The sequence below is a fragment of the Nocardia sp. NPDC055165 genome (assembly GCF_053606985.1).
Genome location: NZ_JBSGSS010000017.1, coordinates 22,196 through 41,838, shown reverse-complemented (window position 1 = coordinate 41,838; position 19,643 = coordinate 22,196). Strand labels below are relative to the sequence as shown.

Genomic DNA, 19,643 nt, shown 5'->3' with positions numbered 1-19,643 from the left:
TACAGGGGTGGAGTTCGATGAGTTCCAGCAGCGAGTTATCTATGGGGACGTCGATGCTCGCCGCATCGTCGTTGCCGGACCCGGTGCCGGAAAGACCGCGACAAGCGTAAAGCTGATTAATAGGCTCGACTCGGAGATTAATCCCGACTCGGACGATCAGATCATCTTCGTTTCGTTCTCCCGGGCGGCTGTTCGGGCGGCCTTCGATGCATTTGCGTCCGTTGATGACGACTACCGGAGCGAAGTCGCAGCTATGACTCTCGATTCGCTTGCATGGCAGATCACGGATAATGAATTTGACGAGTCCGGTTCGGCAGCACCGGACTTCGATGGAAGAATCAGGGCCGCAACTCACCAACTACGGGATCGCTACGCTGGCGAACTCGATCATGTTGTACACCTCATCGTCGACGAAGCGCAGGACCTCTCCGCAGTCCGACGCGAACTGTTGCTGACGATCATCGACGCGCTTCCAATCGCTTCGGGTGTTACCATATTCGGCGACCCTCTGCAGTCGATCTACGATTTTCTCGACGATGAGGAAACAGTCGGCTGCGAACGGTCGGCGTGGGATCTGCTTTGTGAGGCGCTCGCGGAGCGGTCGATCACCGAGATCTGCTACCTTGAGAACAACTACCGAGCGCAACGGAAGTCTGCGCGCGACGTTGTGCGCACTGAACGTCTCCTTCGAGGGGCGAACTCGGCGACGAGAACCGCGCTACTTGACGAACTGGTTTCCGACCTAACCCATGTAGACCTGGACGAGTTGGCACTCAGGGCAAGCGTGTGGAGCGGTTCGACCGCTGTACTCGCTCGTGCCAACGCCGATGTTATCTGGCTCTTCGACAGACTTGGGCGCGCCGGACTTCCCTGCACCTGGCTGAGTCCTGGACGGAAACGCAGGGTCGCGCCCTGGGTAGCTGAATTGTGGGAGTTCACGTCAGGAATGCCGTTTACCCGAGACATATTCAATGAGTTTGTCTCACTGCATTGCTCGTTAACCGAGGACGCATTCCGCGACCTCGTGCACGCAACCGATGCCGGTCCGTACATCGATTGGCGGTCGTTCGCGCGCAGGCTCTCCGGTGGCACAGACCCGATCGAGCCCTGGTTCAACGGTGAGGAGGCGGGCACGGTCAAGGTGTCTACGATTCACCAATCGAAGGGCCTCGAGTTCGACAACGTTGCGGTCGCGGGTTCATCGGCCATGCTCAGGCCTTCGAAAGGCACACCGGAGAACGAATTGCTGCTCGTCGCCCTGTCCCGGGGACGCCAGAAGGTGGTCGTTCTGAATCACCAATCCCCGTTCACTCGCAGACTGCCATGCGGTGGGTTCCTTTATCAGCCACACCCGCGGACGCAAAAGGCCACGGCTGTTGCGATCGAGCCCCACCATCTACAGTCGGAACGACCTGTCGGGGGTGAGGAAGGTCAAAGAGCGTTGCGCAGCAGGGGACAATCCAAACCACTCACTTTCGAACGGTTGTCGACCGGCGGTGCGGAGTGGCCCGCATACCGCTGCCTCATCGACGGCCATGCTGTCGGCTCGACGACCGAAGACTTCGGACGCAGACTCGCACACGCTATCGGCAAGTCCGGCCACACGACCGGCTGGCCTGACCTCGGCTCGGTACTTCTCGAGGGCACCGAAACCTGCTGGAACACGACCGAGGGCACATCGTTCTGGATCAAGCCACGGCCGTTGGGGTTCGCCACGGTCGTGTGGAAGAAGGAAGGCTGATGGCCGAAGACCTCGCTCCCTGGTATGAGGCCCGCGACAGCCTCGTAGAGTCACTCGAAGAGGAATTGATGGGCCCGCGGGAGCCGGAGCCGCTACACGAACCACCACTCAATCGCATCATCGTCGGCGTGCTCTATCCCCGAGTCGAGAATTTGTCGGACATCTACAAGCCCGGCCTGTCAGAGGACACGGATGGAGAAGCAGGGAGCATCGCCGACGACACTGCAACCGAAGTTGCTGTTTCGCTCTCTCACGCACACAAGCCCTCATCGGTCGGGCTCACATTCACTGTCGATTCTGTGCAGACGCCACAAATCACGATCTGCGCGTCTGCACGGAAGTACACGGAATCCGAGGACATTTGGTATCCGCACGAGGTAGCGACAGATACGGATATCGTGGTCGACAGCACGATGGCGGGTCGGATCGATGAGCCAGTCGCAGATGGAGAGATGCTGCGGATCATCGGTGTGGTTCGCGCCCCGACCACTGCGGGGCACGTGCGGATCTCGGTGTCCCTCGTGAACGGTCACACCCGCACTGATACGTCAGGGGCGATTGATGGATTGTCGTGGTTTCGGCCGACAATCACTGTTTCCACGCCACATGGTGGATTCGTCGACCGCAGCATCGACCCCTCGCGCGTGAGTGCCGATGCCGATGATCGCTCATCACGATTTCTCTACCGCGACGAACCGGTCTTGGCTATTGGGCATGGCTGTGCGGCAAGTTGGGACGAGCACGTGCCCAGTCCTGACTCGATCCGGACGACGTTCATTCCGAGCCAGGAAGTTCATCTCGCTCGCCCGGCAGGCGGCGACGAGCAGGACGACTTCGGCCGGTACGACCTCCGGATGGATCAGCTCTCCGATACCTCCGACCGCACGCAACTCCACGCGATGGCAGATGCCTACGAGCGATGGATATCGACCCGACGCAACGATGCCGAAAGCATCGACACGCCCGCACATCGGTCCGTGGCGCTCGAACACATGGACAGGGCCGCGGAGTGCGCCGGACGTATCCGGGCAGGCGTTAAGGCGCTTGACGATCCTGAAGTCGACCGGGCGTTTCGACTGATGAACCGTGCAATGCTGGACCAGCGCCATGCACAGGACCGCTCGCGAGGTGAGGTGCCAAAAACCCAACGATGGCGTCCATTCCAGCTGGCGTACATCCTGATGAATATTCCCGCTCTCTCCGATCCAGGCCACCCCGACCGCGATGTCGCCGATCTACTCTGGTTTCCCACCGGCGGTGGCAAGACCGAGGCGTACCTCGGCTGCATCGGTTTTACCGTCTTACTCCGGCGGCTTCGGCGGGAAGACAACGGCGGCGTATCCGCGATTATGCGGTACACACTACGACTCCTGACTCGGCAGCAGTTCGAACGTGCAGCTGGTCTCATCTGCGCTCTGGAACTCGTGCGCCGCACCGAAATTCCCAATGCTCCGCCGATCTCGCTGGGCCTCTGGGTGGGTAATGCGGCCACACCGGCCGACACAAAAGAAGCGCGAGGGATTCTCCGCAAGATCGCTGACGGCGAGCACGTCCAGGGCTCTACGCCCATGCAGCTCGTCAGATGCCCATGGTGCGGTGTCCAGTTGACTCACAAGCATTACGACGCATCCGGTGAGTCAATGATCATCGCGTGCCGTGAATCCGGCTGCAATTTCCGAGATGGTCTTCCACTGTACGTTCTCGATTCCGACGTCTACGCGAATCGTCCGTCATTGATCATCAGCACCGTCGACAAGTTTGCCCTAATGACGTGGAAGAGTGAGGTGGGTCTGCTCCTCGGCACCAATGGCCCTGCGGACTCCCGTCCGGACCTCATCGTGCAGGACGAACTGCACCTGATCTCTGGACCACTCGGCACGATCGTAGGTCTCAACGAAGCGGCGATCGATATGGCATGCACCGGGGAAGGCCGACCCAAGGTCCTTGCATCCACCGCGACAGTCCGTCGTGCCGCACAGCAGGTTCGTGCGGTATTCGACCGGGACACAGCACAATTCCCTCCGCCTGGGCTCACGCCGTCGGACAACTACTTCGCTGTGAATGCATCCACGCAGGAGAAGGGTACGCGGCGCTACGTCGGAGTGATGGCCCCCGGAACAAGCCAGTCCACCTTGCTTGTCCGTATCTACTCAGTTCTGCTCCAGGCGGTCGGTGACCTTGACTCGCCAGACGAAGTACGTGACAGCTACTGGACCCTACTCGGCTACTTCAACGCCCTACGAGTACTCGGATCGGCATATCTACAGGTGCTCGACGACGTTCCTGACCGAATGGAAGTCCTCGCTGCTAGACGACAACGATCCGTCCGGGAGATCTCTCAGGAGCCTGTTGAGCTCACATCGCGCGTCGACCAGATGGAGATCCCCAATTCGATGGCGCGGCTTGAGACCAGCTACCCGGACCCCCAAAGCCCGGACGTGGCTCTTGCCACCAACATGATCTCGGTCGGCCTCGACATCGACCGACTAGGTCTCATGGTGGTCGCTGGTCAGCCCCAAAGCGCCTCCGAGTACATCCAGTCCACAAGCCGCGTTGGCCGTCGCAACCCCGGCTTAGTGATCACGGCATTGAATAGTCAGAGATCTCGGGACAGTTCACACTACGCGTCCTTCATCCCGTTCCACCGTGCTTTGTATCGTGAAGTCGAATCGACGACAGCGACGCCGTTTGCCCCTCGTGCTCGCGATCGTGCAGGCCACGGTGTGCTTGTCGCATCGACTCGCCTGATGGTTCCGGAACTGAGTACCGATGAATCAGCGAAGAATGTCGCCGACTACTTGAGTCAAATCGAGGCAGTCATTGACCGTTTGGTCGATCGGGCAGACCGGATTGCCCCTGCCGAGGCCGGCCCATTCGGCGAACAACTGCGTGAGTTGCTAGCACGCTGGAAGAACGACGCCGGTCTCGATGCAGTCAAGCGCTATGGGTCGATGCGGCCCCCCAAGGCAACTACGCGATTGGGTGACAAGCCACTGATCAATCCGGCCGAGGATGTCGGCGCCGGAAGCTTTCCAGTCCGCGGCGCTCCGTGGCCCACCATGACCAGCATGCGTGATGTCGATGCAGAGACCGGCCTATACGTCAAATATCTGAAGCGGAAGGACTGACGGTGCCGCCCGTTACGAAAAAACTCAAGCAGGGCAACACGCCACCGGTCAAGACGACCGTGCGGAGATCGCAGCTGATCGCTACTTTCGGAGTCGGCTCAGTTATTCCGGTGGAGTCCGAGAGCTTCATGATCGCGGGGCTCGACCTGTGGAACACCAAGGAGTCCGATCGAATTCACGAACCGCGGCTCAGTCGCTCATTGGGTGCCACCAGCCTTTTCGCACCACCAGCGTCCGCCGGCATGGTGCCGATGGTCCGATTCCCTGAATGGGTACACTGCCCGAAATGCACACGCCTCGACCGCTTCTGGCGTATCGCTGACAAGGACGGCAAGGGCGACTACATCAACCGGTGCCGTCACTGCATCACTCCGCGACTCGTCCCCTCTCGATTCGTGGCGTGCTGCATCAACGGTCACATCGAGGACTTCCCCTACGATTCCTGGGTCCACCGCGGAGCAGTACGCGAATCCGCGGAGAAACACTCACTCTCGTTGAGAACGGACTCACGGAACTCGACCCTCGCCGGGGTGACAGTCACCTGCACGTGTGGAGTCTCTCGAACTCTCGAAGGAGCGCTGGGCCGAGGATCGCTCACCAAGCGCTGCAGCGGTTCGTCCCCCTGGCTGGGGCGCGACGATGATGCATGCTCGGAATCACTCGTGGGCCTCCAACGAGGCGCGTCCAACGTGTGGTTCGCAGATGTCCGATCTGCGCTCACCCTCGATCACGCTGTCAGCCCAGCCGAGGAACTGCTCGAGCGGAGCCGCTCCACCCTCGAGAATTTGACAGGCACCGACCTCGACGCGGTGCTCGAGATACTCGCCCGAACGAACGGCGTTGACTTCGACGAACTTAAAGAGGCCGTTCGTAGACAATCGGAAGAGGAGCCCAACGGCCGCGAAGCATTTCTACAGCTTCGGCGCGACGAATACGGTGCACTGGGACGCGAGCACGCCGAGGAAGACGGATTCGAAACCTTCGTATGTGAGCCCCAGGTCGTCGAAGCCGATACCGAAGCGGGGCGTATTCTCGACGTCGTCTCGAAGGTGTCGAAGCTGCGTGAAGTCCGCGCTTTGAAAGGCTTCTCCCGCGTGAGCGTCGCTACCGGAGAATCGAAGTCACCACGCGCAAAGCTCTCAACAGAGCGGGTCGGATGGCTACCGGCCATCGAAGTGCTCGGGGAAGGAATCTTCCTCCGCCTCGACGAGGAGGCGGTCGCCCAATGGGAGCAGTCCGCATTTGCCCTCACGCGCGTATCACTGCTGAACAAATCGCTTAAAGCTGCCGCTCCTGAGTGGGTGGAAGCAGTGCAACCAGTATCGCCCCGCGAGCTACTGACCCATTCTCTGTCGCATGCGGTACTGAATGAGCTTGCGATCGACACCGGCTACCCCGCGTCTTCGATTCGTGAGCGCTTGTACACCGAGCCCGGCCAAGCCGGAATCTTGCTCTACACGGCGACCGCCGATTCAGCGGGTAGCCTAGGTGGCCTATGTGCGCGGGGAACAGTCGATAACATGCGCGGTGTCCTCGAAGCCGCGACTGAACGTTCCCAGTGGTGTGCAGCAGATCCCGTCTGCCTGGAATCCCTGGCTACCGGCGCCGGAGCGAGGAACCTTGCGGCGTGCCATTCGTGTCTCTTGGTTCCCGAGGTGTCCTGCGAACTGATGAATGGCTACCTCGACAGGGCGACGCTTGTAGGCACAGTTTCTGATCCGAACGGTGGATTCCTAACCACGGGATACATGTGAGCCGTCGCGCGCCCAATCTGACCGGTCAGTGGGTCCGGTCGCGGTGGTGGTTCAGGTTCGCCGGTGGCGGCGTCGAGTCCGGGCCGCGCGGTCGCGTGCACGCCGGGTTTGGGGACCCGACCGTCAGATCACCATGCGAGGTCCAATCTAGCCATCACAGGTTCGGCTGACCGGACTCGCTCTGGTTATCGCATCGGTTCAGCCCTCGAGCGCAACCAAGAATTTCTCAGCCAAATTAACGCCATTCTCGCACGTCTCATCGCTGAAACGGCCATCGAGGAGAACTGAGTATTGGTCCACCTGAACCAATATTTTGCACGTTCCCGGGAACTGCTTGTTGTTGGCGATGGTCGACGTTCTGTTGTCGATTGTTCGGTCTGTGAAGTTGTAATTGCCGGAAATTTTGCTTTGTCGGAAGTGATCTACTGTCGTATTCGTCGTCTGCAAATAGAATGCCGCAGAGGATGGGGGACCGCCAATTAGGCAGCCGCTATAACGCACACCAGGGTCGGTGGGGGTTGCTGGGTTTGACCTCTTGGCCATTTGAATCCGTAAACCCTCGGCGGTCAGTAGCTCGGGAGGCAATCGGTCGCAAGGATCATAGGGGAGGTCGGCTGTGCTCAGTTGCATCGGGGGTGTGGTTGAAGATCTCACCACTGGGTCGTCGCTTATTGTGCAGCCAGCGCTGCAGAAGAGCAGGATGATTGGGGCTAATGATCGCCCGATTCTCGTTGGTCTCATTTCCCTGCTTTCCCGCTGTCGCCGATATATGCGGTATTTCCGGCCAGGAACTGCTTCAGGCGGTCAGGGTTTCCGGCAAATCCGGTATCAAGATCGTTGTACGCTCCACTGTAGTCTCGCCGGTACTGGTCTGTGATGACCGTCGGGAGTTGGCTACCGCCAGCTGAATTGGCGGTGTCGAGTTGAGTTCGGAAGTTCTCCCATGCCCTGCCTTGGAGTGTTTCCACATTGGGAAATTGTACCGGTTGAGGATCGGGCTCGGGATTCCATTTCTCGACGACGGATTCCATTCCCTTGTCGCGCATCTCGCCGACGATCCCGTGGACAATCGCCCCGCCCGGAAGTCGTTCGACAGCTTGGTCTGTTCCGCCGCTGATGAGCGTCGTCGCAAACTCTGCTGCCTTTTGCTTGGTTTCGTATATTTCGTTCGCGTGGGTGAATTTATCGGAGGCCTCCGACACATCCAGGTTCGTTGCTGCGTTGTAAAGGGCATTGTCGATTCTGGCATCGAGGCCACCAATCATCGCTGCGGTATCGAGCGGCGTGGTGTCTTGCCCGTTCGCGATCTGGTTGATCACGGCTAGATCGAAGGTTTGTCGTGCGGTCTCGAGGTACAACTGGCCGTCAGGTGAGTGGGCGCCGAGGAACAAGAGGCGTTCGGCATCTTCGTTGGATACGGATGCAATCCCGTTCGTAATACCCGAAGTTTCGTGGTGTCCAGCGATCGAGTCGAGATTTGGTGCAAGAGTCTTGCTCAGGCCAGTGGCTAACTCGGGGTTCTTGATGAAGTTTTCCGCATTCGATTCGAATACCGACTTGCCATCCTTTGCGACGAGCATGCCACTCTCGTCCCGGGGCGCGAAGACCTCGGGGAGTTCGAGGTAGGCGTCGCGGGCGAGGTCGCCCATACGGCCTGGCTCGTGAGTTTGCTCGCCGACCCAGCTGTACAGCCCGGACGCGGCACTGCCCTCGTCTTCCCATTCGTGTGAGAACACACTTGAAGTAAATTTTGAGGGGTCGTAATTTCCCGAAGGCTGGTATTCGGCGCCGCCTGCACCGAATGACAGGTCGGCTGGCAGCGGCTCGCCGGTGTGTGAGTTCTTGCCAGTCAGAAGTTGGTACGCAGCTTCGGGATTCGATGTTCCGAGGTCCATGTACTTCTGCGCCGTCGCGTCGAGCGTGTCCTTGTCAGGCTCGCGGAAGAATCCTTCGGTGTCGATAGATCCGTCCGGCATTGCTTGGTTCCACCACTGGTTGGTCCACTGGTTGACGTGGGCATCCTTGCCGTCGACGTAGGCGGCGAGGTCGGCGCCCTGGCGGCCGAGTTCGGTGCCGAGAGTGGTGCCGGGCTGGATGCCGGAGTCGGCGTGTGACATGAGGTCGGCGAGCCCGACCTTGTCTTTGAGCCGGTTCTGGAAGTCGTAGGGGCCCTGGGGTGCGATCTTGCCCCAGTCGCCGTCGCCGAGGCGTCCGGAGACGACGTTGCGGATGCCGGCAGGCAGCTGGTTGTAATCGCTGGCGCCGACGAGTTTGCCGTTGTCGAAGCCGGTGCCGATCCGCTCGTTGGAAACCATCATCAGGCCGCTGGCGAGCGTGGTTTGTGCGGCTGCGGCGGCGGGTGCGGTGGAAAGTCCCGGTTGGTTCTGGGTGTCGAGATAGGTTCCGAGGGACAGCAATCCGTCTTTTCCGAGGTCTTGGTACAGCGACTTGTAGTAGTCGCGCAGCTCAGCCGGAACCGCGATTTCCTTGCCGTTGGCGAGCGCTTCCTTGTCTTCGTCAGACAGGGCGTTGTCCGGCATATTTGCGAGGATCTCGTTGATCGTTGCGGTGTCGTTGGTGCGCAACGCTTCTGCGAGAGCCTTGCCGTCATCGGTCCCGCTCTTGCCGTACTTGCTGGGGTCTTGTGGGCCGAGGCCGTATTCGCCGTTGGCCTTCTGGATCATGTCGACAAGTTCTTGACCGGCGGCCTGAGCGAGTTTGATGTCTTCGGCGACGAATTGGCCGATCAGGCCCTTGATTCGGGTGGTGCCCTCGACGGCGTAGGTGGCGAGTTGTTCTTCCGACATCGGGATGGTCAGGCCGGGAACAGGGCCGGGGACTTCCTTTTTGCCTGCGGGGACGGTGACGGTGCCGTCGTCGGCGACGTTCAGACCTTGGTAGAGGTAGTCGTCGGCGGCTTTGACGGCGGCGTTTCGGAAGCCGTCCATCGCGGATCCGTGGGTGCGGTAAGCAGTGGCGATGTCTTCGAGTTCAGTGGCGAGCTTGTTGCCTGCGAGGCGTTCGCCGAGGGCTCGCTCATTGGCGGCTCGCGCCGCGTCGCCTTTCCAATCATCTTGGGTCGCGTCCACTTTGGTGTGGACGTCGGACATGTGCTTCTTGAAGTCGGCGACGAGGGTGTCGATGCCGCGGGCTACCGCGCTGGTGGTCGCTTCGGGATGGAAACCGCGGAGGGCGGCGAGGCCGATGGTCATGAGTACACGCCTCCGGTGGTGGTTTTGATCAGGTCGGCGAAGGCTTGATCGGCTTCTTCGTAGTTCACCGAGCAGCGGATCGCGGCGTCGCCCATGGCGTTGATGCGGGTGGCGACGGAGGTGAGGGCTGTTTTTACCTGGTCAATGGCTGCCGCTGAGACCGCCGCGGTGGCGGTACCCGGCAGGTCGTCTACGCCGCAGCGGAAGGGTTCGCGCGTGTCGGTGGCCTGGAGTGCTGCGCCGATGCGGTTGAGTTCCGTGCCGAGGCCGACAAGGATTTCCTTGTTGACGGTGAGATCTGTCATCGTTGGTCCCCCGGTGGGTGGGCTGCAGTGTGTGTTGGGTTGGGTTACTTGGACTTCGGTAGGACTGCTTCGATTGTTCGAGCGGCTTCCTCGATGTGGTCGCAACCCATCCAGAGGGTGAGCGCGGCGGCACTTTCGACAGTGACGTCGATTGTGCCGTCCGGACCAGCCATCGCGATGCTGCATCTCTCGCGCGAGGTGCGACCGCGCAACCGGTAGCTGATTGCCTCGCGCCCGTTGATCAGCGTGGTCTGCTTGTCTACGAAGTCGTCACGTTTCCAGTAGTCGGCAAGCTGAATGTTGCTGGACCGGACTGCCAGTGTCGCGACCGAAAGTGTGTTGGTTCGGATGGTTTCCATGCGTTTGAATTCACATCCGATGAACGCGTAGTTGTCTGCGATGAAGTCAGCTCGTGTACGTGTGTCGACAGCAAACCCCAGTGACGCGGCTGGTTCGTCTCCGATCGTGAAGCAGGGGTCGTAGCTCACGGTTGAGCCTGATCTCGCTGGCTGGGATGGAGCTGGAGGAACCGTTACCGCTTTCGCGGGCAGTTGCGAGGTCGATACGGCGGTGGAGGTAGGGCTGGTCAAGTCGCCCGTGCCGTCTGGAGTGCATCCTGTGAGCGCGGCGCAGCCAATGATGGCGATGGTGGTTGCGGTCGTTCGTAGCGTCATGAGTGGTTGTCGACTCCGTCAGCGGCAAGGTTGATGCGTTTCTGATTCAAGGCATCTATTTCCGGGACCAGGTTTGCAGCCCGGAGGTAGCCCTCCTGGATGTCGTATATCCCACCGATGATCTGGTCGAGAACGGTGGCCCCGTCAGTGGCTTTCTTGGAAAAGCCGTCCTGGAGTTCTAGCGCGGACTGCAGGCCCCCGAAGCCCTTGAAGTTCGCGGCGTCGCCGACCTGCTTGCGAACTGTGGTCAGCGTGTTCAGAAGAAGGTCGTACTGGCCGACCATCTCGAGCACGGTGTCACGTTCAAAACTGAACTGCCCATTGCGCGCCCCCTCCAGGAAGGCCGAGATCTCAGCCTGTCCGTAGTCGAGGTTGACTGGTACTTCGGAGGTCATCGGTGGCTCTCTTTCACCGTGTCGGCACGCGGTCGAAACCGGCACGGGTGTGGAGTTCGGCGGCGAGGCTTGGGAGGTCGGTCGGTACGACGAACGTATCGTCCTGGTCGACCTGGATCAGGTAGCGGCCCGATGCGAATTGACCGGGGACTACGTCGATCCAGTTCAAATACTGTGTTGGCGAGGGATATTCGGCACGGAGGCCGCGTTCGATGATCAGTTGGCCTTCGGCGCTACGGGGTTTGCGCATCAGTGTTCGGATGCGTTCGTCAACGGGCAGGCGGCCGTCGGAGCCGCGATTCCAGTTCGTGGGAGGTTCGAGGCCCCGCACACGAGGCGTGTAACCGAGCATTCGACCCGCTCCGCCCGCTTCAGTTGGGGGAAGGGTGGCCGCGAGGTGGACAGGCACCGCGTGCGGGCGCACGGTCGATATCTGAATCGGGCCGGAGGCCTCGGCGGTGGAGCAGCGTTGGAAAACCACGACGCCGATCCGGCCGGAGACCACGCCGTGTGAGTGGACTTCTTGGCCATCGGAGAGGGTGCCGAAGCACCGAATTCGAGTTTCCGGATTGGCCAGCGCGGTGAAGGCCACGCGCAGCGGGGAGTCTTCGTCGCGCAGGAAACCCTCAGCGAGAACGGCTTTCATGTGCCGATCCCCATCCTCGGTGGTCGGGGTTTGGCGGATTCGTATCGGGTCGGGGTAGTCGAACTCGTCGTGGCCGGGAAATTGTCGCCACAGCCAGGCAAACTGGTTGGAGTCGAGGGTCCAGTTCGATGTGGTCACGGTCGTTCACGCTCCGTTGGTGCGGCGGGCGGCGGGGGAGTAGATGCTCCCCACCCGTAGGCGGACAGCAGCGACGCCACGTCGGGAGTGAGTCCGGCCGGTTGTTGTTCGGCTGGCGGATCGGCAGCCGGAGTCGGTTCGGGCTGATCGACCTGGGTGGGCACGGCGCTTTCGGGAACGGACTCCGGGATGCTTGTGGAAGGTGGCACTTCAGCTGGAGTGCGCGAATTATCTACGGGAGCAGCACTATTCGAGGCAGGGGTAGTCGGCGCCGCGGATACCGCGGCCTGTCTTGCGGGCGGAGCGTCGGAGTGTTCCACGGGCAGGGCCGATGGTGCGTCCGCGCCGACCGCCGCAGGACGGCTGTTGATGCCCTCGGTCCAGTCGTCGTGGACGCGACGGAGGTAGTCCGGGCTCTGGTGCTCGTCGTCGTTGCCGCCTCTGCGCTGCCCGGCGCCGGGCGCCATCGGCCCCATCGGACCGTGAGCGCCCGCCCGGCCACCACCGGCTCCCGCGGATCCTGCGACCGAGGTGGACGGTGACTGGGCGTTCACTCCTGGCAGCGGAGCGCCGAGGTTGGGTGTGGACGGCGAACCGGCGCCCGGCAAACTCGCGCCCGGCAGGCCCGAGCTTGGCGAACCCGTGCCCGGTGTGCCCGACATCGGCGATCCGGCTGCGCCGAGAGGGCCGGACTGTGTTCCGGCCGCGGTTGTTTGCGGCGACGATTCCGAAGGTGATCCGCTCGAGTCCTCGGTTTGCTCGGTCGTGTCCTCGTCGGTGCCGGATGGGTCGGTCGAATCATCCTGGGCACCATCGACATTCGACGGTTCCTCGGTCGCGGTGTCGTCGTCGGCGCCAGTGGGCGCCGTCTCGCCGTTGGTGGCCGGAGAGGTGGAGGACGGCGAACCTTCACCCTGGGTGCCACCATTGCCGCCCGCCGCGGATTGATCGCCCCCGGCCAACGCATCTAGCACCACCGGATAAGACGGAACTCCCGAACCGTTCGGAGGGTATGACGGTGTGTAGATCTGCTCCATCGCCGCGCGGGTTGCGGCGAGTGCCTGGTCTTGCTCGGCCCGCTGGTCGGTCGCAGTTGTCGGGTTGACCAGGCCCGGAATAATCGACGACATCGGGTCGTCGGGGTTCAGGGTTGTGACCAGGGTTCTAGGGGCCTGTACCGCGGCCCGAACGGCCTCGGCTGCGCAGGCCAATCCCTCGACTCGGGTCCCAACTGCCCCGAAGACCTGTCCGACGACGTCGATGACTGTCGCCATTCGCTGCGATGCGGCCCGCGCCGCGTCACCGCTGGAACCGGACCACTCGCCATTACCGAGCAGGCGGGCCAAGTCCTTCGCGTTCGACTGGGCTGCTGTTGTCAGCTCGGTTGACGCTTTCTGCCACACCGTGCCGAGGGATTGCAGGCCGGCGACGTCCATGCCGCCGGCTCCGTGCACCGCGTCGTAGATTTGTTGATGCGACATCGTCTGGAACTGCTCGAGAGTCTTGGCGTAATCCGGGTCGGTGCTCGTGCCTTGGCCGGACAGTGCGGCTTCGATCGCCTGCGAACGCGACCGGACCCCACCCAGCTTGCCCAGCTCGGCAGCCGCTACCGACACCCCTGCCTGCAGGATCACTTCAATCGGCGAAGTCACCGCACCCCCTCGTCGTTGTCCCGGGGAGCTTACCGAAGGGCTCTCGCCGGTCGGATCGCTCTGCCGGAAGCGCAAGCCTGACCAGGGCAAACCTGCCGCCGCCAGACCGCTGTCATTCCGTCCTGAAACGCCTCTCGATCTCTTTGACGCGAGCCGGTGCGATTCGGTTCCATGGTTCGGAGAATCGCGCCCAGGTGCGATGGCGGAGTCGATCGTTGCGACTATGGTCGAGCGGCGATATTACGACGAGATCGAGCTCTACGCCGCCTAGCTTTGGAGCGACAAATTGGCCACGGATCTTTCGTTCTTCCGCTCGGAGACTGCCCAGCGGTTGCGCGCGCAGGGTGGTGAGCTGGCCCGCATCGAGGAAGCCGCACGTGCATTACTTACCGTGCTGGCCGGTCGCGGAATCGAGCTGTCCTCTGGTCAGCTGAAGGTGGTCGCCGACACTGCTGACCTCGATCAGCTTCGGGGATGGTTGGTGCGGGCGGTGACCGCGACCCATGCGGACGAGCTGTTCGCGGGGCAGGCGTACTTCGAAGGCTACGAAGAGGGGTTGCGGCAGGGACAGCTCATGGGAGCATCTCGCTCGGTTCTTGCTGTTGCGACGGCCCGCGGAATCGAACTTTCCGCCGCACAGAGTACGACTTTGAACAAGACCGGCGATCTCGATCAGCTCCACGCATGGCTCGTGAAAGCCATGACCGCGGCCGTTGCGGACGAAATCTTCGACTGACCGACGGCACAGCAAGTGATTGCCTTGCTCGCTGATTGGTTGCATCGGTTGGACAAACTGTCATGACACCTTAATGACGACTTTGCCTGCGGCGTGGCCGTTTTCGACGGTGTCGAGGGCGGCTGGGGCGTCCGAGAGCGGGTGGATCGAGGTGATCACGGGTGTGAGGGCGCCGTCGAGACCAGTCGGGCGGAGCGGTCGAGCGTCGGTGGTTGCGCGGGCTTCGGTGAGTAGGTAGGTGTCGCCCAGGGCGTTGATGGTGAGGCTCAGGGCGAAGCCGATCCAGCCGAGGATGGGGGAGAAGTCGGTCGCGAGGTAGGAGATCCAGATCGTGAGCCACAGGGTGACGCTGGCGAGGTGGGCCAGGACCAGGGTGGGTGGGCGTTGGGTGGGATTTCTCGGGGAGCTGAGTGGGGAACCGCCACCGTGGAGGAGCCAGCCGACGAGGATGTTCAGCAGGCCCAGGACCAGCGCAATGTAGGCGGTCATGGGTCAAACGGTACGCGGCCTCCCGCTCGAAGCGAGCAACTTTCGGTCTACGAGAACATCAGGCGGAGAGGACCGGGGACCGTGGACAGTGCCCTGCGGCGGGGTTCACCCTCGATGTCCCGCAGGAGCCACGAGTAATAGGGCCGAAGACCGCGGAGTCCGATGCGGCGGCGCATTTCTCGGTCCAGTAGCGACCATTCTCGATCGTTGATCAGTGGCAGTGTTTCTTGTTCTTCGTGCTGTAGGTGGTTGTGCAACAGTTCGGACAGTGCCACGAGCGTCGGTCGCGCGGCCTCGGGTCCTGAAGTGTCGAAGGTCCGGTTCACTTGGGCGAGGAGTGGATCGATTCGGTCGTGTTCGGCGGCCATCGCGTCGACCAGCTGCGCGTTCACGCCGCGGCGGCGCAGGCTCGGCCAGAGTACGACGTCCTCGGCGGTGTGGTGGACGGAGAGTTGGGTGCGAAATTGCGTCCAGCGTTCGCGATCCGGGGCGGCGGCGAGTGCTCGGAGATCGCGCCGGAACGCGTCGTGTGCTGCGTACATCATGGCCAAGTCGCGTTGAGTCATGGATCAATTACATCGGCGTATGACGAGACCGGACATCGTTCATTCACCCAGGTCCATGCGTGAGCGTCTCAGGATCAGTTCGTCTGGCGGACCTTGATGGCGTCTCGGGAGATGTAGACGTCGTATTCGCCGGGGGTGGCGATGGTGGCGTTGCCGTACGCGGAGCGGATGAAAGGGCTGGTGTACCAGCGGTTTTTGTTCATGTCTTCGAAGAAGTCGCGGTCGCCGCCGTTGAGGAAGGTCTGGTCCTGGGCGGGGGATTTGCCGTCGAGGCGCTGGCCGTACAGGCGGCTGAGCTTGTAGCCGGAGTGGAAGCCGAGGGCGTTGACCCACGGTTCGAGTTCGACGATGTTGGACTGGAGGGCGAACATGTCGCCCTCGATGCGATGGGTTGTCGGCTGACCAGCGTTTCCGTCTTCGTCGAACTGGGTGAGGACGAGGTCGAGTTGGTGTTCCTGGCCGGCAACGGGTTTGGCGACTACGTGGGCGGCCTTGATCTCGCCGGTGAGTCCGAGATAGGTCTGGAGGAGGGTGGCGATCCAGAGGAGGAGGACCGCGACGAGGAGGAGGGCGGTGCCGGGGACCGCGCGGCCGAGAACGGCTTTGGGGCCGCGACGGCGGGTGGCGGCCAGTGCGGCCATGACCAGTAGGGCGATGGCGAGGGCGATCAATGCCAGGAGACCGACCTGGGCGAACCCGAAGGAAACCGGGAAACTCATGATGTGGGTATACCCCGAAAACATCTGCAACAGCGGCGGTCTCGAAGTTCTTGGGTGGGCAATTCGATCAGGAGGGGTGACAGTGGAGAAGTACCGGGTGCTCGTGGGGGTTCATCTCGTGTTGGTCGACGCACAGGGACGGGTGTTGTTGGGGCGCAGGGCGAATACGGGGTTCGGCGATGGGTTGTTCCATGTGCCCGCGGGACATCTGGAGGCGGGCGAGTCGGCGGTGGCCGGGTTGATCAGGGAGGCTCGCGAGGAGGTGGGGGTCGAGATCGACGCTCGGGACGTGGAATTCGCGCATGTGCTGCACAGCGATGAGCGGGTCCAGATGTTCTTCACCGTACGACGTTGGACAGGCGGGGTCGCCAACCGGGAGCCCGAAAAATGTTCGGAACTGGGATGGTTCGAGCCCGAAGCGCTGCCCGAGGAGATCGTCGACTACTGCCGGGTCGGGATCGGCAAGGTGATGACAGGGGAAGCGTTCTCGGAATACGGCTGGGATTCGGCTAGGGGCTGACGATCTCGGAGGTCTCGGAGCGCAGGCGCATCAGGGCCAGGACGGCGATCGCGCAGCCGAGTGCCACGACGATCGCAACCGCGCCGGGGCCGATCCCGCGGTCGACATCGGTGGTGCGGTACCAGGACGACGAATAGGCGAGGTGGCCGAAGTCGGTGTCGCTCAAAGCGACACCGATCGAGGGCACGAACAGGATCGCCAGTCCGACGGTCCCGGACGTGGGACTTTGTGGAACAGCTGTGCCGAGGCAATACCCGGCGACCGCGCCGAGGGCGAGGCAGCCGAGGGCCGCGGTGAGCGTGGCGGGTGGGTCGAAGATATCGGCGGCCAGGACGAGGCAGGCCAGGGCGAGCACACTCGTCGCGGCTACCAGTGGACGCGGTGTGCGGATGCCGATCAGTAGGCCTGCGGCGGTGGCGGCGAGGGTGGCGAGATCGACCCAGCCGGAACGCGGCAGCGTGATGACGAGGCTGCCCGCGACCGAGAAGCTGCTCATCAGCAGGACCAGAATCCCGTCGCGTCCCGGCAGGATCATCGCGGCGGCGACCGCGGCCGCGATGGCGACGACCGAGGCGACGATCAGATAGGGGGCGCTGGTCTTGTGCGATGCCACGGCGAGCGCGGTGATGATGGTCGTCGTGAAGGCGACGACGGCGGCGAACACGGGCGCCAGCGGAATGGCGGTTTCGGTGGTCCAGCGGGGCGTGGCCACGGTGGTGAGCGCGAAGTACGCGAGCGCGAGCACGCTCGCGGCGATGAACCACAGGGGCAGTGCGCCGCCGAGCGCACCGCTGAAACCGTCGGAGTTCGGGTCGGTGGGCGACTGGGTCAGGTCGCCCAGGATGGTGCCGCCGAGTGTGCCGAACAGATAGACGGTGCGCAGGAGCGGTTCGTTCCAGACCGCGACCGCGAGCGCGCCGATGACAGCCCCCGCCAGTAGTGCGTCGATGAAGTTCAAGGTGGGCAGCGACAGAATGTCGAGGTGACCGTCGGCGCTGTCGGGGAGCAACGCGAGATGGTTCACCAAGATGCCGACCAGGGCGATCAGCGCGGTCCAGCGGGCCGTTCGCACGCTGCCGATCGCCACCGTGACGGCGGCGGTGATCACTGCGATGAACGCCGCACCGGTCATCGCCCGCGGAATGTTGAACACCAGCAGGTCGACGTGCAGCGATGCCGCCAAGGACGCGAAACTGATCGGCAACATGATCACGAGCGCCGCCACCGAGGTGGTGACGAAGATCGTCACGGTTTCGGCCGCGCAGCGAACGGTCGAAGGCTGCACCGAATCCCCGTTCTCGCGGCTGAGCCGGTCCGGTCGGACCGTGTCCGGAGCATATCCACTTCGTCACCGGGCGATCGGCTCCTCGAATCGAATGCCGGTCGTGTCGCGGGCAGCGGCATGCGACGATTAGCGAATCAGGTTGGCAGGCACAGGAGTCGGAAGGTCGGTGGATGCCGAGCGGGATCGTGGCCTGGTTCGACAGCGGCAAGGGATTCGGATTCATCACTCCCGACGCCGGCGGACCCGACGTATTCGTCGAATACACCGCGCTGGCCGGTGCGGGGTTCCGCACGCTGCGCGACGGTCAGCGCGTGGAATACACCGTCACCGAGACCCGGCGCGGACCCGAAGCACACGATGTGCGGGCCGGGTGATCAGAAGACAGCCACCGCGTAGGCGGCCAACCCCGTTGCCGCCAGTGAGACGACCGCGCTCAGGATGAGCAGCTGATTGGTGCGACGGTGCAGCCGGTCGTGCCGGGCGCGATGCGTGAAGAAGGAATTCGTAGGGTTACCGTCGCCGACGAAGCAGGACCGGGAGTCGTGCAACGCGCGGTTCGCGCGGGTTTCGGCGACGGTGGCGGCGTACAGGCTCAGTGCGCCGAGGACCGCGCAGGCAATGGTGGCGACAATGATGATCGGCATCGTGTAACTCCCCCCGGAAATCGGCATAGCCGCAGCTCATGCCGGTGTTTTCTACCTCCTTCATTGTCGCATCGGGGTCCGACAAGTTTCAGTTCTGGCCGCTGGGCCAGAAGCGGCTGGCGCGTTGACCGTCCACAGGGCGGGTGAGGTTGGGGTCCTCGGCTTCGGTGATGCCGACCTGCATCAGCAGGATCATGGTCACCATGCTGATGCCGATGATCAGGGGTGTGAGCAGCTGGGCCGCGGTGGCGCCGCTGGCATGGGCCACGTGGGCGCTGGTGTGCGCGCTCATCGAGAACATGCCGGTGTAGTGCATGCCGGTGACGGCCACGCCCATCAGCAGGGCCGCGCCCGCGGTGGCGACGATGCCGTGGATGTGCAGGGCGAACCACAGCGCCGCGATCGAGGCGACCACCGCGATGGCGAGCGACGCGGCGACCACGACGGGGTCGTAGATGATCTCGGCGTCGGTTTTCATCGCGTACATGCCCGCGTAGTGCATGGCCCCCACGCCGAGCCCGGTGATCGTGCCGCCGACCGGTAATGCGGCGCTGTCCCAGCTGCGGCGCACCACGATGGACAATCCGAGCCACACCACACCCATGGCGACAGCGGCGCTGAACAAGGTGACGGGAACGTTGTAGCGGATGGTCACGCCGCGTACCGAAAAACCGAGCATCGCGATGAAATGCATGACCCAGATACCGGTGCCACCGAGTGCGATCGCGGCCGCCGTGAGCCAACCGCCGTGCATGCCGGAAGCGCGCGAGCGAACCATGCAACGCAGCGCCAGCATCGACCCGACGACCGACATGACATAGGCCAGCAGGGGGGTCACCCAGCCGTAAGTGAAATGGTTGATATCCAGCACCGTCTACTCCTAGCGTGATTTCTCGGCGAGGCGTGCGATCCCTCACGATCTCGGAAAATACGCTGGTAGGGAATTTGCCGTACTGTGTTTCTCGAAAATGTCTAGGGTTGCTGACGATGACATGCCTCTATTGCATAGAGCTCTCGATGGTGAAGCGTTCCAGTCGGT

At 62.5% G+C, this 19,643-nt stretch carries 19 protein-coding genes; 6 read left to right on the top strand and 13 right to left on the bottom strand.

The window, feature by feature from the left end; all coding sequences use genetic code 11:
- The first annotated feature begins 7 nt into the window (after positions 1-7).
- Genes ACWFRF_RS28545 through drmB form a run of 3 tightly spaced genes read left to right on the top strand, consistent with a single transcriptional unit; the run spans position 8 to position 6,623 of the window.
- Positions 8-1,741: a UvrD-helicase domain-containing protein gene (locus ACWFRF_RS28545; RefSeq protein WP_452453145.1), complete on the top strand. Its 1,734-nt coding sequence runs from the start codon at positions 8-10 to the stop codon at positions 1,739-1,741.
- On the top strand, positions 1,741-4,869 hold the full coding sequence (locus ACWFRF_RS28540; protein ID WP_452453144.1) for a helicase-related protein: 3,129 nt from the start codon (positions 1,741-1,743) through the stop codon (positions 4,867-4,869). Before ACWFRF_RS28545 ends, ACWFRF_RS28540 begins: the two co-directional genes overlap by 1 nt.
- 2 nt (positions 4,870-4,871) lie before the next feature.
- Positions 4,872-6,623 carry a DrmB family protein gene (drmB, locus tag ACWFRF_RS28535; protein ID WP_452453142.1) on the top strand — a complete coding sequence of 584 codons (1,752 nt, stop codon included), beginning with the start codon at positions 4,872-4,874 and terminating at the stop codon, positions 6,621-6,623.
- A 198-nt stretch (positions 6,624-6,821) separates the two neighbouring features.
- Here drmB and ACWFRF_RS28530 read toward each other — a convergent pair whose 3' ends face one another.
- The 7 genes from ACWFRF_RS28530 to ACWFRF_RS28500 are packed head-to-tail and all read right to left on the bottom strand — an operon-like array spanning position 6,822 to position 13,645.
- Complete coding sequence (locus ACWFRF_RS28530) at positions 6,822-7,364, bottom strand: DUF3558 family protein (RefSeq protein ID WP_452453140.1); 543 nt, start codon at positions 7,362-7,364, stop codon at positions 6,822-6,824.
- Positions 7,361-9,835, bottom strand: coding sequence for a WXG100 family type VII secretion target (locus ACWFRF_RS28525; RefSeq protein WP_452453139.1), 2,475 nt, complete (start codon positions 9,833-9,835; stop codon positions 7,361-7,363). The genes ACWFRF_RS28530 and ACWFRF_RS28525 overlap by 4 nt, the downstream gene beginning before the upstream one ends.
- Complete coding sequence (locus ACWFRF_RS28520; protein WP_452453137.1) at positions 9,832-10,140, bottom strand: hypothetical protein; 309 nt, start codon at positions 10,138-10,140, stop codon at positions 9,832-9,834. The genes ACWFRF_RS28525 and ACWFRF_RS28520 overlap by 4 nt, the downstream gene beginning before the upstream one ends.
- A gap of 44 nt (positions 10,141-10,184) precedes the next feature.
- A complete protein-coding gene (locus ACWFRF_RS28515) occupies positions 10,185-10,814 on the bottom strand; it encodes a DUF3558 family protein (protein ID WP_452453135.1) in 630 nt (209 codons plus the stop codon).
- On the bottom strand, positions 10,811-11,209 hold the full coding sequence (locus ACWFRF_RS28510; protein ID WP_452453133.1) for a hypothetical protein: 399 nt from the start codon (positions 11,207-11,209) through the stop codon (positions 10,811-10,813). The genes ACWFRF_RS28515 and ACWFRF_RS28510 overlap by 4 nt, the downstream gene beginning before the upstream one ends.
- A gap of 13 nt (positions 11,210-11,222) precedes the next feature.
- Entirely contained in the window at positions 11,223-11,993 is a 771-nt protein-coding gene (locus tag ACWFRF_RS28505; protein WP_379292665.1) for an ESX secretion-associated protein EspG, read from the bottom strand.
- The gene (locus tag ACWFRF_RS28500) at positions 11,990-13,645 is read right to left on the bottom strand and encodes a hypothetical protein (RefSeq protein WP_452453131.1); all 1,656 of its coding nucleotides are present in this window, start codon (positions 13,643-13,645) and stop codon (positions 11,990-11,992) included. The genes ACWFRF_RS28505 and ACWFRF_RS28500 overlap by 4 nt, the downstream gene beginning before the upstream one ends.
- Positions 13,646-13,931: 286 nt before the next feature.
- On the opposite strand from ACWFRF_RS28500, the gene ACWFRF_RS28495 reads away from it, so the two are divergent.
- A complete protein-coding gene (locus ACWFRF_RS28495) occupies positions 13,932-14,381 on the top strand; it encodes a hypothetical protein (RefSeq protein ID WP_379221329.1) in 450 nt (149 codons plus the stop codon).
- A 60-nt stretch (positions 14,382-14,441) separates the two neighbouring features.
- Here ACWFRF_RS28495 and ACWFRF_RS28490 read toward each other — a convergent pair whose 3' ends face one another.
- The 3 genes from ACWFRF_RS28490 to ACWFRF_RS28480 all read right to left on the bottom strand — a co-directional run bounded on the left by ACWFRF_RS28490 (position 14,442) and on the right by ACWFRF_RS28480 (position 16,155).
- Positions 14,442-14,870, bottom strand: coding sequence for a zinc-binding dehydrogenase (locus ACWFRF_RS28490; protein WP_452453128.1), 429 nt, complete (start codon positions 14,868-14,870; stop codon positions 14,442-14,444).
- Positions 14,871-14,917: 47 nt separating this feature from the next.
- Positions 14,918-15,436, bottom strand: a complete 519-nt coding sequence (locus tag ACWFRF_RS28485; RefSeq protein WP_379292668.1) for a hemerythrin domain-containing protein — start codon at positions 15,434-15,436, stop codon at positions 14,918-14,920.
- 74 nt (positions 15,437-15,510) lie between these two features.
- Entirely contained in the window at positions 15,511-16,155 is a 645-nt protein-coding gene (locus ACWFRF_RS28480; RefSeq protein WP_378992102.1) for a hypothetical protein, read from the bottom strand.
- Positions 16,156-16,231: 76 nt separating this feature from the next.
- Between ACWFRF_RS28480 and ACWFRF_RS28475 the strand changes: the two genes are divergently transcribed.
- On the top strand, positions 16,232-16,675 hold the full coding sequence (locus ACWFRF_RS28475; protein ID WP_378992103.1) for an NUDIX hydrolase: 444 nt from the start codon (positions 16,232-16,234) through the stop codon (positions 16,673-16,675).
- Here the strand turns inward: ACWFRF_RS28475 and ACWFRF_RS28470 are convergent.
- The gene (locus ACWFRF_RS28470) at positions 16,665-17,960 is read right to left on the bottom strand and encodes a hypothetical protein (protein WP_452453126.1); all 1,296 of its coding nucleotides are present in this window, start codon (positions 17,958-17,960) and stop codon (positions 16,665-16,667) included. The genes ACWFRF_RS28475 and ACWFRF_RS28470 overlap by 11 nt on opposite strands.
- 170 nt (positions 17,961-18,130) lie before the next feature.
- Here ACWFRF_RS28470 and ACWFRF_RS28465 point away from each other — a divergent pair, with 170 nt between their 5' ends.
- On the top strand, positions 18,131-18,334 hold the full coding sequence (locus ACWFRF_RS28465; protein WP_358063985.1) for a cold-shock protein: 204 nt from the start codon (positions 18,131-18,133) through the stop codon (positions 18,332-18,334).
- Here ACWFRF_RS28465 and ACWFRF_RS28460 read toward each other — a convergent pair whose 3' ends face one another.
- On the bottom strand, positions 18,335-18,604 hold the full coding sequence (locus tag ACWFRF_RS28460; protein ID WP_452453124.1) for a hypothetical protein: 270 nt from the start codon (positions 18,602-18,604) through the stop codon (positions 18,335-18,337).
- A gap of 88 nt (positions 18,605-18,692) precedes the next feature.
- Entirely contained in the window at positions 18,693-19,475 is a 783-nt protein-coding gene (locus ACWFRF_RS28455) for an MHYT domain-containing protein (protein WP_452453122.1), read from the bottom strand.
- Positions 19,476-19,643: the final 168 nt, after the last annotated feature.